Annotated in this window: 9 protein-coding genes; 8 read left to right on the forward strand and 1 reads right to left on the reverse strand. The window is 74.6% G+C overall.

Annotated features, from left to right (window positions below; translation table 11 throughout):
• Positions 1-133 precede the first annotated feature (133 nt).
• Together ACZ60B_RS13205 and ACZ60B_RS13210 are read left to right on the forward strand one after the other, a co-directional pair.
• Complete coding sequence (locus tag ACZ60B_RS13205) at positions 134-892, forward strand: IclR family transcriptional regulator (RefSeq protein WP_469386189.1); 759 nt, start codon at positions 134-136, stop codon at positions 890-892.
• 99 nt (positions 893-991) lie between these two features.
• A complete protein-coding gene (locus ACZ60B_RS13210) occupies positions 992-2,200 on the forward strand; it encodes a PP2C family protein-serine/threonine phosphatase (RefSeq protein WP_469386285.1) in 1,209 nt (402 codons plus the stop codon).
• 86 nt (positions 2,201-2,286) lie between these two features.
• On the opposite strand, the gene ACZ60B_RS13215 is transcribed toward ACZ60B_RS13210, so the two are convergent.
• Positions 2,287-2,712, reverse strand: coding sequence for an ATP-binding protein (locus ACZ60B_RS13215; protein WP_469386191.1), 426 nt, complete (start codon positions 2,710-2,712; stop codon positions 2,287-2,289).
• A 223-nt stretch (positions 2,713-2,935) separates the two neighbouring features.
• Between ACZ60B_RS13215 and ACZ60B_RS13220 the strand changes: the two genes are divergently transcribed.
• The 6 genes from ACZ60B_RS13220 to ACZ60B_RS13245 all read left to right on the forward strand — a co-directional run bounded on the left by ACZ60B_RS13220 (position 2,936) and on the right by ACZ60B_RS13245 (position 14,414).
• Entirely contained in the window at positions 2,936-3,703 is a 768-nt protein-coding gene (locus ACZ60B_RS13220) for an IclR family transcriptional regulator (protein WP_469386193.1), read from the forward strand.
• Positions 3,704-3,740: 37 nt separating this feature from the next.
• Positions 3,741-5,255, forward strand: coding sequence for a glycerol kinase GlpK (gene glpK / locus ACZ60B_RS13225; protein ID WP_469386195.1), 1,515 nt, complete (start codon positions 3,741-3,743; stop codon positions 5,253-5,255).
• Positions 5,256-5,483: 228 nt separating this feature from the next.
• Positions 5,484-7,466 (forward strand): phosphorylase family protein, encoded by a 1,983-nt coding sequence (locus ACZ60B_RS13230; RefSeq protein WP_469386197.1) that lies wholly within the window; start codon positions 5,484-5,486, stop codon positions 7,464-7,466.
• Positions 7,467-10,445 (forward strand): AAA domain-containing protein, encoded by a 2,979-nt coding sequence (locus tag ACZ60B_RS13235; RefSeq protein WP_469386199.1) that lies wholly within the window; start codon positions 7,467-7,469, stop codon positions 10,443-10,445. It abuts the gene before it with no gap.
• A 28-nt stretch (positions 10,446-10,473) separates the two neighbouring features.
• Positions 10,474-11,709: a gas vesicle protein GvpG gene (locus ACZ60B_RS13240; RefSeq protein ID WP_469386201.1), complete on the forward strand. Its 1,236-nt coding sequence runs from the start codon at positions 10,474-10,476 to the stop codon at positions 11,707-11,709.
• A gap of 224 nt (positions 11,710-11,933) precedes the next feature.
• Positions 11,934-14,414, forward strand: a complete 2,481-nt coding sequence (locus ACZ60B_RS13245; protein WP_469386203.1) for a VWA domain-containing protein — start codon at positions 11,934-11,936, stop codon at positions 14,412-14,414.
• The last annotated feature ends 19 nt before the right edge of the window (positions 14,415-14,433 follow it).

The following is a 14,433-nucleotide window of genomic DNA, read 5'->3' on the forward strand; positions in this document are numbered from 1 at the left end:
AACGCCTGCCATCGGGTGAATCCCCCTCGGCGTGGGTATCACCGCACGCACCGGGCCGTCGCCGCGCCGTGGTGGATCCGTCACGGTCCGTGCGCGTCTTGCCCGCGCCGGGCGCCGGAGGCACGCTGGTGATATGCGCGCTCAGGACGGCCCCACGCTCATCACTTCCGTCCAGCGGGCCTTCCGCCTGCTGGAGGCGGTGGGCGGGCACGTGAACGGCGCGCCCGCCAAGCAGCTCGCGCGGGAGACGGAGCTGCCCCTGGCCACCGCCTACCACCTGCTGCGGACGCTGGTGCACGACGGATACCTGCGCAAACTCGACGACGGCGGCTTCGTCCTGGGCGACAGGGTGCAGGCGCTGCACACCACCAGCCGCGAGCAGGCGCTGCTGAGCCGGGTCCGGCCCGTGCTCGCCGCGCTGCGGGACGAGTTCGCGACCGCCGCCTACCTCACGTTCTACGAGGAGGGCGAGATCCGGGTCGCCGAGATCGTCGACGGCCCCCGCGCGCCCCGGGCGGACCTCTGGGTGGGGTTCGAGGACGCCGGGCACGCCACCGCGCTGGGCAAGTGCATCCTGCGGGAGCTGGACGACGACGCCCGCCGGGACTACCTCTCCCGGCATCTGCTGGCCGACCTCACCCCGCGGACCGTGACCAGCTCCCCGGAGCTGCTCAGGCGGCTCGACTCCTCACCCGTCGCCCCGGCCGTCACGGACCTGGAGGAGTACGCCCTCGGCACCGTCTGCGTCGCCACGCCCGTCTACAGCGGGGACACCCTCGGCGCGCTCGGCGTCTCCATGCCGGTGGCGCGGGCCTGCCGGATCACGGAGATCCTCGCCCGGCTGAACCCGACCGCGGACCGGGTGACCCGGAGCCTGTCGCTCACTATGTGAAATCCCGGTCCTTGTGGCACCCACCTCCGACGCCTTTACCTGGATTAAACGGACATTTCGGGAATGTTCCAGAGCGCACGTGAGGACAACGGACGCAATATGACCCAGGCCCGAGGATCCACCCGTCGACGCGCCGCTGCCCGGCCGACCTGCAAGGCCGTACTGCCCGTCCTGCTCGTCGCCGTCGTGGTGTTCGCCGGGCTGTTCGGGGGCGCGGGGATGATCTGGCTGCCGCTGCTCGTCGCCGGGCCCGCGCTGGCCGCCACCACCAACCGGCCGCGCGGGGTCCTCCTCGTCGGCTTCCTCGCCCTGCTCGTCGGCTCGGTCCTCGGGGCCCGCGCGGACGTCCCGGACGGCGAGCTGGCGGCCGTACTGGCGGCCCTGCTGGCCGTCACCCTGGCCAGCGACCTGGCCAGCTGCCTGCGCGGACGCCGGGAGCGCGTGCTCGCGGCCGTCCGCTCGGTCGCGGAGGCCGCCCAGCACGCGCTGCTCAGGCCCGTACCGGAGACCGTCGGCCCGTTCCGGGTGGCGGTCCGCTACAGCGCCGCCGCGGCCGAGGCCCGGATCGGCGGGGACCTCTACGCGCTGATCCCCACCCCGTACGGGATCCGGATGATCGTCGGTGACGTGCGCGGCAAGGGCCTGCCCGCAGTGGGCACCGCCGCCCTGGTGCTCGGCGTCTTCCGCGAGGCCGCCCACGACGAGCCCGACCTCGTCGCCGTCGTGGACCGGATCGAGCGGAGCCTGGAGCGCAATCTGGACACCGACGACTTCGTCACCGCCGTGGTCGCCGGATACCCGAGCGCCGGCCGCCTGGAGCTGGTCAACTGCGGACACGCGCCGCCGCTGCTGGTCCGCGCCGCCGGTGAGGTCGTACCGGTGGAGCCCGCCGACCCGGCCCCGCCGCTCGGACTGCGCGCCCTGTCGGGACAGACCCCCGGCCTCCAGACGCTGCCCTTCGCCGACGGCGACCAGCTGCTGCTGTACACCGACGGGGTGACGGAGGCCCGTGACCGCCACCGCGTGTTCTACCCGCTCGCCGAAGGGCTGGCACGCCATGCGAGCGACGAGCCGGACCGTACCCTGACCGCGCTCCACGCCGAGCTGCTGGCGCACGTGGGCGGCCGGCTGCACGACGACGCGGCGCTGCTCCTGCTCCGCAAGCCGGCGCCCGCGCGGCGGGCCGCCGCCGGGCCCGCCGTGCCCGGATCGTGTCCCCGGTCCGCCGCCGGATCCCTGCTCCCGTCGGAGCGGTGCTCGCCGGACGCGGGGGACGGCACCGTTCTGCCCCTGCGGGATCAGGTCTGACCGGCCCGCCGCACCGGACCGGCCGGTGCGGCGGTCGCGGGGTCGGGCCGGCCGGCGAGGTGTCGTAGGCCGGTGTGCGCGAGCGCTCAGGCCGCGACGAGATCGGCCCACCGGGACACGCCGCCGGAGTGGATCCGGATGCCGTGCCGGACCGCCAGCGCGTGCACGATCTGCTCGCCCCGGCCGTGCTCGTCCGGGTCGATCCCGTCCTGCGCCCCTCCTGTGCCATAGGCGGGACCCGCGTCCGTGACCTCGATCCGCAGGGTGCCGAACCCCGCTTCCTGGACCCAGGTCAGGCGCAGCTGCGCCGGGGGCAGGGCGTGCACGACGGCGTTGGTGAGCAGCTCGGAGACCACCAGGAGGGCGTCCTCGACGATCTCCGGGCAGACGTGCCAGGCGGTCATGACGGCCCCGGCGCGCCGCCGTACGTCCGAGACGGCCCCGGGTACGGGCGGCAGGGGGCAGACGTGTTCGCACGCCTGCGGAAGCATCGTGTTCAGCTGTGCCGCCATCTGTACTCCTCCAGGACGAACGCTGCCGGACTCCTCCGGACGGAGGCTGCCGGCCTGGCGCCGGAGTCCGGCGAGGATGCCGGGCTTCAGAGCACCGTAGGAAGCGACACGAAGGGGGTCAATGAACACAGGTCGCCATTGCCGAACGGAAGTACCGTATCCAGGGACGAAGCCTCTACCTGTACGTGAAGCGGGCGCTTCCGGGCGGTAATAGGCTCGCCTCATGGCCGGCCCGGTCCAGTCGATCGAACGGGCGGCGGCGATCCTGCGGCTGCTCGCCGGCGGACCCCGCCGGCTGGGGCTCGGCGAGGTGGCGGCCTCGCTCGGCCTCGCGAAGGGCACCGCCCACGGCATCCTGCGCACCCTTCAGCACGTGGATTTCGTGGAGCAGGACGCGGCGACCGGGAAATACCAGCTCGGAGCGGCTCTGCTGCATCTGGGCACCAGCTACCTCGACGTGAACGAGCTGCGGTCGCGCTCCATCAACTGGGCGGACGCCCTGGCCGCGCGCAGCGGGGAGTCGGTCCGTCTGGGCACCCCTCTGGAGGGCCGGGTCCTCGTCGTCCATCACGTGTTCCGGCCGGACGACACGCTCCAGAGCCTGGAGGTGGGCTCGCTGCTGCCGCTGCACGCCTCCTCGCTCGGCAAGGTGCTGCTGGCCTTCGGAGCCGCGCCGCTCGACGCGGCCCTGGAGCCCGCTCCGGAGGCGTACACCCGGCACACCCTGGTGACCCGGGAGCAGCTCACCCAGGCGCTCGCCGACGTCCGTGAGGCCGGCTGGGCCGCCGAGGTCCAGGAGATGAGCATGGGCGAAGCCGGTGTCGCCATGCCGATCCGAGGGCACGGCGGGCTGGTGGTGGGGGCGATCGGGCTCTCCGGCGCGGTCGAGAGGATCTGCGACGGTCAGGGCCGTCCCCGGCCGGCCCTGGTCACCCTGCTCCGTGACGCCGCCCGGGCGATCTCACGAGACCTGGGGGCCGCCCGCTGGTGAGCCCGCCGCCTCGCACCGTCGGAAGGCAGTCCCGATCATGGTTGAACGGTATGTGATGTCCATCGACCAGGGCACCAACTCCACCCGATGCATCCTGTTCGACCATCACGGACGGCTGGTCTCGGTCGCCCAGCGTGAGCACCGGCAGCACTTCCCCAGGCCCGGCTGGGTCGAGCACGACGTCGTCGAGATCTGGCGCAACCTGCTGCGCGTGGTGCCCGAGGCCCTGGCCGCGGCGGAGTCCGGCCCGGACGAGGTCGCCGCCATCGGCATCGCCAACCAGCGCGAGACGACGGTGCTCTGGGAGCGGAGCACGGGCGCCCCGCTGGGACGGGCGATCGTCTGGCAGGACACCCGCACCGCCCCGCTCGTCGAGGACCTCAGGATCCGGCCCGGTGACGGCTTCTTCCTGGAACGCTGCGGACTGCCTCCCTCGACCTACTTCTCCGCGCTGCGCATCCGCTGGCTGTTCGACCACGTCAAGGGGCTGGAGGAGCGGGCCAGGGACGGCGAGGTGCTGTTCGGCACCATGGAGAGCTGGCTGATCTGGAACCTCACCGGGGGAGCGGACGGCGGTCTGCACATCACGGACGCCACCAACGCCAGCCGCACCATGCTGATGAACATCCGCTCGCTCACCTGGGACGACGAGCTGCTGGCGTTCTTCGGGGTGCCCCGCCCCATGCTGCCCGAGATCCGTTCCCCCGCCGAGAGCTACGGCGAGGCCCGCGCGGCGCTGCCCGGCGTCCGGATCACGGCCGCCCTCGGCGACCAGCAGGCCGCCCTGTTCGGACAGACCTGCTTCTCCCCGGGCGAGGCGAAGTGCACGTACGGCACCGGCAGCTTCCTGCTGCTCAACACCGGTACCGATCTCGTGCGCTCCCGGCACGGGCTGCTGACGACCATCGCCTACAAGATCGGGGACGAGCCCACGGTCTACGCCCTGGAGGGCTCGATAGCCGTCACCGGCTCCCTGGTCCAGTGGTTCCGCGACCGGCTGGGGCTGATCAGCAGCGCGCCGGAGATCGAGACCCTCGCGCGGACGGTCGAGGACAACGGCGGCTGCTACATCGTCCCCGCCTTCTCCGGCCTGTTCGCACCCCGCTGGCGCAGCGACGCGCGCGGGGTCATCGTCGGCCTCACCTCGTACATCACCAAGGGGCACCTGGCCCGGGCCGTCCTGGAGGCCACCGGCTGGCAGACCCGCGAGGTGGTGGACGCCATGAACGCCGACTCCTCGGTCGCCCTGCGGGAACTCAAGGTCGACGGGGGCATGACCGCGGACAATCTGCTGATGCAGTTCGTGGCCGACGTGCTCGACGTGCCCGTGGTGCGTCCCATGGTGTCCGAGACGGTCTCCCTCGGCGCCGCCTACGCCGCCGGGCTCGCCGCCGGGTACTGGCCGGACCTGGAGGTCCTGCGGCACAACTGGCACCGGGCGGCGCAGTGGCTGCCGGACATGGACCCCGCCCGCCGCGTGTCGGAGTACGAGAACTGGCAGCGGGCCGTCGAGCGGTCACTGGGCTGGATCAGACCACCGGGCGTCCTGTGACGGCGGGGTCGGAACCTCGCTCGGCTTTTTCCATCGAGGAAAGCCGATGATCGGATGTGCTTTGTTCGTGATCGTGTGATGGTATTTCGATTTCGGTTTCCCGGCCTTTCCTTGTGCGGAATTCCCATCGCGCGCCGGGCGTGGCGCGCCGTGGAGTATGGTCGCCTGCCTTGGCGTGCGCGGTGCCGTCCGTCAGGTCATCGGGAAATATCTCAGCGGGGGAATGCCGTGAACGGTACGCGGACGCCGACCGGGCCCGTCCTGGTGCTGACCGCCCTGCCCGTGGAGTACCGGGCGGTGCGCGAACGCCTGGTCTCCGTGCGCAGGGGCCCGAGCCACCAGGGCACGGTGTTCGAGGTGGGCCGGCTCAACGGCACGCCGTGGCAGATCGTGCTGGCGCAGACCGGGGCCGGGAACCACGCCTCCGCGGTGCTCGCGAGCCGCGCCATCGAGGCGTTCGCCCCCTGCGCGCTGTTCTTCGTCGGCGTCGCGGGCGGACTGCGACCGGACATCGCGCTGGGCGACGTCGTCGTACCGACCAAGGTGTACGCCTACCACGGCGGCAAGGAGACCGGCGGGGGATTCGCGCCACGGCCCGTGTCCTGGCAGGCCCCGCACGAACTGGAGCAGTTGGCCCGGTTCGTCGACCGCGACAGCACGTGGTCGGGGGCACGGCCCCGCACCGGCGCCGGACACGGCCCGCCGGCCGTCCACTTCAAGCCGATCGCCGCCGGAGAGGTCGTCTCCGACGCGGCGGAGTCCGGGCTGCGGCGGCTGCTGGACCGGCACTACCAGGACGCGGTGGCCGTCGAGATGGAGGGCGCGGGGGTGGCCCAGGCGGCCCACCTCAGCAACCGGCTGCCCGCGCTGATCGTGCGCGGCATCAGCGACCGGGCCGACGGCACCAAGCGGCGGAGCGACGAGGCCGACTGGCAGACCGTCGCCGCCCGCAACGCGGCCGCGTTCGCCCTGTGCGTCGTCCGCGAGCTGGCGGCCGAGGGCGAGCAGCCGGGCGCGTCCCCGGACCCGTACGCCTTCCTCGACCCCTACGCCGCCTCCGACCCGGACGGGTTCCTCGTACCGGACGGATTCTTCGTACCCGAGGGCTTCCGGGTGCCGGCCGCGCCCTCGGCCTCCCTGGTCCACCGCAGCGAGTCCGCGCCGCCCCGGACGCCGGACCCACCGGCGCACCTGGCGCCCGCCCCCTGGCCGCCCCCGCCGACGTCGCCCCGTCCGTTGTCGCCGTATCCGGCACAGTACCCGGCACCGTACGCCTCGCCGCCGTCGTCCGCGGGGCCGGACGGGCAGCCGTGGACCCCCGGGCAGCCGTGGACCGGCGGACGCACGCTGGCCACGCCCGCCTGCCGGTATCTGCTGCACGACGAGCTCCTCGACGAGGAGCCCTCCCCGGACCACGCGCTCGTCCGGCACCGGGCGGTGGCCCGCCGGCTGGAGCCGTCCGCGGCCGGCACCGCCTCGCCCTACGTCTGGCTGCGGCACGCCGAAGTACGGCAGCCCACCCCCGACGCCCTGGAAGCGCTGGCCGCGCTCGGCCGGGAACACGACCTCCTCGGCCGGATCCACCGACGCGCTCGGGGCCTGCCGGGCCCCGGACGGTACGAGCGGATCGGCGACCGCCGGGCCGTGCTCACCCTGCCCTGGCCGCTGACCCGGTCCGGCCGCCGCTGCGGCACGCTGCACAGCGGGTGGCTCGCCGGCCGGCCCGCCCCGCTGAACGCCGGCCGGCTGGCCCGGCTGCTCGCCGCGATCGCGGGACTGTGCGACACCCTGGCCGCGCTGCACCGGGCCGGCGCCACCCATCGCCACCTCACCCCCACGGGCATCCTGGAGCGCGACGACGGACGGCTGATCCTGCGCGACCTCGGCCTGGCCGCCCACGCCCCGCGCCCCGGCGAAGGACCCACCCCCTACCGGGCGCCCGAACAGTGGCGCGGCGGCCACCGGCCGGGCCTCGTCGGCCCGCCCGCCGACGTGTACCAACTGGCCGCCCTCACCTACCACCTGGCCACCGGCCGGCCGCCTGAGCCGCAGGAAGCCCCGCCGCCGACCTCCCGGCTGGAGCGCGCCCCCGACAGCCTGGACCGCGCGCTGCGCGCGGCGCTGGCGGAGGACCCCGGCGGGCGTCCCACCGCCCGCGCCCTCGGCACCGCCCTGCGCGCGGCCCGCGACGACCTGCTCGGAGAAGACTGAATGCGCCGACGCACCGTGGACGTGCCCGGGAACCTCGTCCTCGTCCCCGGCGCCACCCTCGAAGCCGAGCTGCTGCGCCGACGGTCCGACCACCTGCCCGAGGACGTCCACGACCTCGCCGCCGACCTGCGCGGCCGGGAGAGCGGCGTACCCGCGATCGTCGCCGAACCCCGACGGCCCGGCGGGGACCGCAGCCTGCTGCTGTACGGCAGGTCCTACGTCGCGCGCCTGTACCGCAGCAGGCGGGAACAGGGCGCCTACCGGGTGGCCGCCGTCCTCCCGCTCGCCTTCCGGCACCATCGCGACATCGAGCGCGGCTGCCTGCTGGTGCGGCCCGGCGGCTGGCTGGCCCGCCACCCCGACGCCGGGACCCCCGCGGGCAGCGACACGCACTGGCCGCTGCTGGCGGACGCGTGGCGACGGCTCACCGAGGAACTGGCCGCGCGGCACGGCGCGCCGGAACTCGCCGAACGGCACGTCCGCTTCCTCGACACCGTCGAGCGGGCCGTCGACATGGTCGAGGACATCGCCGCCGACCGGGCGCGCGGGACCGGCGACTTCCCCTATCGCGCCGCCCGCGCCGCGGGCGAGCGGCGGCACGGCACCCGGGCGGTCTACACCTTCGACCTGGCGGTCGGGCGGGGACCCGAGGAGGGCGCCTGCGTGCAGATCGGCGGCGAACGCGAACTGCGCGGACAGGTCGTCCGCGCCCCCGCGGGCGGCACCTCGGTCACCGTGGCGTTCGACCGGGCCGTCGACTGGGACGGCGTGCCGCGGCAGGGCGCCCTCCAGCTCTCCACCGGACAGGCGGTCCACGAACGACGGCGCGAGGCGGTGCGGATCCTGCGCGAGCGCCGGTCGCTCAACCCGTACCTGCTGGACGTCCTGGTGGACCACCGGGTCCGCCCGTCGCGCCCGGCCCCGGACGCCCTCGGCGAGCCGCTCGACCCCGCCCAGACGGACGCCTTCCGCCGGGCCCTCTCGGCCGAGGACCTGATGCTGGTGCTGGGACCGCCCGGCACCGGGAAGACCCGGGTGATCGGCGAGATCGCCCGAGCCGTCGCCGCCCGGCGGACCAGGGAGCGCGTGCTGATCGCCTCCCACAGCAACCGGGCGGTGGACAACGTCCTCGGCCGGCTCCCCAAGGACCTCGTCGTCGTCCGGGTCGGCAACGAGTCCAGGGTCACCCCCGAGGGCCGGCCCTACCTCCTGGAGGAGCAGGCGGCCGGGCTGCGGCAGGAGATCCTCGGCCGGCTGGAGACCCGGCTGGCCGCCCGGGGCGACATCGAGGCGGTCCAGGAGTGGTACGAGACCCTGGGCCGGCTCCTCGACCGGCTCGGCACGCTCGCGGCCGAGGAGGCGGCCCGGCGCGCCGCGCTCGACGGGGCCAGGCGGGCCGTGGGCGGTCCCGCCCTGACGCGGGTGGACGAACTGCTCGCCGAGCGCGGCCGCCTCGACCGGGAGGAGGAGCGCGGCACCCGCAGGACCGAACGGCTCACCCGGTCGCGCGACGCGGCCCTGCGCCGCACCGGCCTGCGGGCGGTCGGCTTCGTCTTCCGGTTCCTCGTCCGGCGCCGTGAGCGCCGGCTCGACCGCGCGGCGGCGGCCGCCGCCGCGCTCGCCGGGCGACAGGCGCGCCACCGACGGGACCTGACCGAGGCCGAGCGCGTCCTCGACGAGACCACCCGCGACGTCCCGGCCGTGCGCACGGCACGCCGGGCGCTGGAGGAGACCGCCGGGCGCGCCGCGGACTGCCGCGCCGAGGCGCTCCGGGCGGCCGGGCGCTGCCGGACCCTGCTCGCGGCCGCCGGGGAGCCCCCGCCCGACCTCATCCCGCCGACGGCGGACCCCGCTGCCGCCGACCGGGACCTGATCCGGCTGTACGACAGCCTGACGCGACGGCTGCCGGGCCTGCTGGCCCGGCACACCCTGCTCGCCGAGTGGCACGACGAGGTGGCGTCGGCGACCGGGCAACTGCACACGGAACTCGTCCGGTACGCCCACGTGGTCGCCGCCACCTGCATCGGGGTGGCCTCCCGCCCCGAGCTGACCGGCCTCGGCTTCGACCTCGCCGTCGTCGACGAGGCGGGCCAGATCGCCGTCCCGGACCTGCTCGTCCCGCTCGTCCGGGCCCGCCGCGCGGTGCTGGTCGGGGACCACCGGCAGCTGCCGCCCTACCTGGACGCCGAGGCCGGCGGCCGGGGCGGGCGCCGGGCCGATCCGGACGTCACCGCCCTGCTGGCCACGAGCGCCCTGGAGATGCTGCAACCGCGCCTGCCCGGCTCGGCCGTCGTGTCGCTGACCAACCAGCGCCGGATGCCCTCGGTCGTCGCCGACTTCGTCTCGGGCGCGTTCTACGGGGGCGGACTGCGCACCCCCGCGGGGACCGGCCTGCCGCACGACTCCCTGCTGTTCCGCAGCCCGATGGTGTTCGTCGACACCTCGCGGCTGCCGGACGGCCGACGCTTCGAACAGGACGCGGCCGACCCGTCGGGCGGCGCCCGGACGGGGTACGTCAACCCGGCCGAGGCCCATCTGCTCACCCTGCTCGCCGCCCACTACGCCGCCCGGGGCGAGGAGTGGGCGGTGATCGTGCCGTACGCCGCCCAGGCCGCGCTGATCGGTACGGCCCTGACCCGGCGGACCGGCCGGGCGGAACACGTCGGGCAGAACCTCGGCACGGTCGACTCGTTCCAGGGCGGCGAGCGGGACGTGATCCTCTACGGCTTCACCCGCAGCAACCCGGCCGGCCGGGTGGGGTTCCTGGACGAACTCCGCCGGGCCAACGTCGCGTTCACCCGGGCCCGCCGCCAGCTCGTGCTGGTGGGGGACCTGTCCACGTTGACCCGGGCCCGGGACCCGGGCTTTCGCGACCTCGTCCGCGCGCTGCGCGAGCACGTCGCCGCACACGGCGAACTGCGGTCGTACGACGAGGTCCGCGCGCTGCTGGACGGTGTCGGGACGGAGGGCGGCCGGTGAGCCGTATCGGGACGGAGGGCGGCGGCCGATGAGCGGAGCGACCCCGGCGGCGCCGTGTCCGCCGTACCTGGCCCTGGAGAACGCCGCGTTCACCCTGGGCCTGCGGCCCACCGGCATCCACGCGGTGCTGCTGCCCGTGTGGTGCGTGCAGGTGCGGGCGACGGTCACCGAGGCGCAGCCCTACGACCTGATCGACCGCTTCGTCGAACGCGGCATCGCCGAGGCCGGGCTCGCCACCGCGGGCGAGCTCGCCTCCTTCCTGGCGCTCGACCCCGCCCTGGTGGACCGGGCGCTGGCCTTCCTGACCGCGATCGACCACGTCACCGAGGAGGACGGCCGCCTCGCGCTCACCGCGCTCGGCCGGCGGTCGGTGAAGGACGGCAAGCGCTACACGGTGACGCACGGCGACCGGCGCAGCCTGTACTTCGACGGGTTCCGCTCCGGTCCGCTGACCACCGCCCACTACCGCAACGACACCGTCGTCCGCGTCCCCCACGACGGCACGGCGGTCGGCTGGCACCGCGGCAGCCGGCCGCACCGGCTGATGGCGCACCCGTTCCGCGACGAGGCCGTGCGGGAACTTGCGGACGCCCCCGGACGGGAGGGTTTCAACCTGCCCGCGGGCGTCGACGACCTGGAGCGGGTGGGCGCACCGGAGTGCCTGCACCTGCCCGCGTACGTCGTGCGCGCGGTCGAGGACGACGGCCGGACCCGCCAGCTCGTGTACACCCGGGCCCACGACGGCGAGCACGACGTCCTCCTGTCGGCCGCGTGCGAACAGACACCCGAGTGCGGGCACGCCCTGCGGAACGAGGAACTGGCCGCCGCCCGGTCGGTCGAGCAGCGGATCACCGGCTGGCTCAGCGAACAGGACATCGGACAGTATCCGCCGGTACGGGACCCGCAGGGGGCCTGGCGCGTCACGCTGCCCCGCGACCGCGTCGGGGCGGACGGTCCGGTCGGGCTGCACCGGATCGGCGGGTTCGTCGTGCTCGGCGGCTCGTTCTTCCAGTTCTGGTGCGAGGACCGGGACACCCGGGCCTGGGCCCTCGTCGAACGCCTCGACCGGCAGTTCGGCGCCCGGCTGCGCCACGACCCCGCCGGTCTGCGCGCCCGGGTCGACTCCCTCTCCCGGCAGTTGGAGCTCGGGCAGGTCGACCTGGAGACGTTGCGCCGGGCCGCGGTCGCCAAGGGCAAGCACGGGCTCGCCGAGCGGCTGCGCGCGGCCCGGCTCAACAGCCGATCGGAAACGGGTCATGAATGAACGGGCAATGACGGCGAGCGTGCTCGAAAAGGCGAAATATATTTTCGGATGATCGCTAATTAAGAGTGGTCGCTTTATCTGTCGGGGAAAGAGGGGAATCAGGCCGAAAGCGTGGCCCGGTGAGACTAATCTCGTCGTGCAGGACGCCACCGAAGGGATGTCGTTCCGGCGGTCGTCGGAATGCGGGGAATTTCGGGGGGCTTCGGATGCGTGGGGAGCCAAGCGTGACGTATAAAACGGGGGCGGTCGGGCGTGCGTGCGCACGCGTCTCGACGACGAAGGAGCACCCGCTCCGCGCGGTGCGCGCAAGGGCGTACCGCCTCGCCGCGGTGGCGCTCGCCGCGGCCGCGCTGCCCGCCGCGGCACTGCCGGCGGCGGCGGTCCCCGGGGCGGCACCGTCGGCCCTCGGCGCCGGTCCGGCGGGGCAGGGCCGGCCCGTCGCCGCGGCCCCGGCCGCGACGGACGCCTCCGACGCCCCCGTCGACTACGCCGTCGCGGTCGACGAGTCGGCGAGCCTCGGGGCCGGGGAACTCGACCGGGAGAAGGACGCGGTGGCGGCGATCGCCGTCAGCGACCCCTCGTCCCGGTCGAGGATGGTGGTGTACGGCTTCGCCGACGCCAGGACCGCGACCCAGTCACCCGTCGACGAGGTCTGCCCGATGCGGCAGCTGGACACCGTCGGCCGGGAGCAGATCGGCGACTGCGCGGGACAGCTGCGCGAGCGCACCCCCCAGGGCGGCTCCGGCACCGACTTCATCTCCGCGATCCGCCAGGGCGTCACCCGGCTGAAGGAGGCGCCGGACCCCGGGCGGCCCCGGGTGCTGTTCCTGCTCACCGACGGCTACCTCGACGTCAAGGACAGCTACCGCTACAAGGGCCTCGACGACCGCACCCGGGACGAGCAGGCGAACGAGGACCTCACCCGCGCCCTGCGGGAGGCCGCCGACGCCCAGGTGCAGATCCGGCCGCTCGGCTTCGGCAGGGCCGTCGACCGCAAGCGCCTCGACGAGATGGCAGCCGGTGGCTACCGCAACGGCTGCCGGGACCTCCCGCAGACCAGACCGCGGGCGGAGGTCGTCGACGCCGAGAACCTCGGCAGGGCCCTGGAGACCGCGTTCGCCGCCGCCCGCTGCCTCTACCGGGACCCGGGCTCGCGGACCAGGCCCCCCGGCGACCTCACCGTGCGGGTCTCCCCGCTGGCCACCGAAGGCACCATCGTCGTCTCCAAGGGCGACCCCCTGGTCACCGCCACGTACTACGACCCCGAGGGCCACCGGATCACCGACTCCGGCGACGGCGCCGGGGACGAGGAGTCGTCCTTCGAGTTCACCGGGCGCGGCAAGTCGGTCGAGTCCCTGCGCATCACCCGGCCCCTCGCCGGCGCCTGGCGGGTGCACCTCGACGCACCCGCCGGACACCGCGACCGCACCGCCAGCATCAGCGTCCTGTGGCAGGGCGCGGTGCGCTCCGACATCCGGCTGGAGAAGCCCTCCCCGAGCGCCGGGGACCGCACCCGCGTGGAGGTCGAGGTCCTGACCCGGGCCGGCGTCAAACTCGACGAGCGGGACCTGCGCGGGATCACCGTCTCCGGGCAGCTGACCGGCAAGGGGTTCACCCGGAAGGTCCCCATCACCCTCACCGACGACGGCCGGGGCCAGGACGAGCACGGCCTCGACGGCGTCTACTCCGGGACCGTCACCGTGCCCCGCGACGCCACCGGCGAACTGCTCTTCTCCAGCACCGTCCAGTCGGTGGGCCTGCGGCCCGACACCCGCTCCTACCCCACCGGCATCGCCCCGCCGAACGCGAAGTTCGGCGCCGTGCTCGACATCCCCGCCGCCACCGTCCACCCCGGCGGCAGCGTCACGGGCACGCTCAAGGTGAGCAACGGGGACACGACGGCACACACCGTGCGGCTCGCCGTCGCCGACGCCGAGGGCACCGGCCTGAGCGTCGACCCCGCCGAGGTGCCCGTCGAACCGGGCGCTGCCCGCACGCTCGACGTCACCGTCCGGGTCGCCGACGCCGACGCGCTCGGCGCGCCGGTCGACGAGGACGGCACCGCCCTGGGCGGCAAGGTCACCGCCGCCGACGGCACCCGGGTCCTCGACGACGCACCGCTCAGCATCACCGTCACCGCCGTGCCCGGCACCTTGCAGCGCATCTGGGACGCCTGGTGGCAGCTCATCGTCCCCGGCGCGTTCGTCCTCGTCGCCGCCGTCGCCCTGCTGCTCTCCCGCCGCCGCGTCAAGCGTCTGCGGATCGCCCCCGGCGGACTCCTCCTGGAACTCCTGGGCGCCGACGGCACCCTCGTGTGCAGCCGCAAGGCCAAGACCGGTCGGGGCAACCGGTACGAGTTCGACCTCGTCGACGCGGCCACCGACAACCCTCGTATCGAACGCCGCGACCGGGGCACCTACGCGCTCCGGCGCGACCTCGCCGGGGGAGTGGTGCTGCGGGCCGGCGGCCAGGGCGAGCGGACCCTGCGCCTCGGCGAACAACTGGCCCTCACCGGCACCCTCTCGCTGCGGATCGCCGACGGCCGCGGCCGCCGCCCCGACCCGGGCCGACGCGGCGGCCCGTCCTTCGTCGGCAGGCCACGGACGCCCGGGGGCACCCCCACCAAGGCCGGCGCCTCCTCATCGAGGGACCACACCGGCTCGTACGCGGCGAGCGCACCGGACCAGGAGCACCCCGACATCTGAGGGACCGCCCCACACCACC

It is taken from the genome of Streptomyces sp. NPDC104096 (assembly GCF_055584385.1).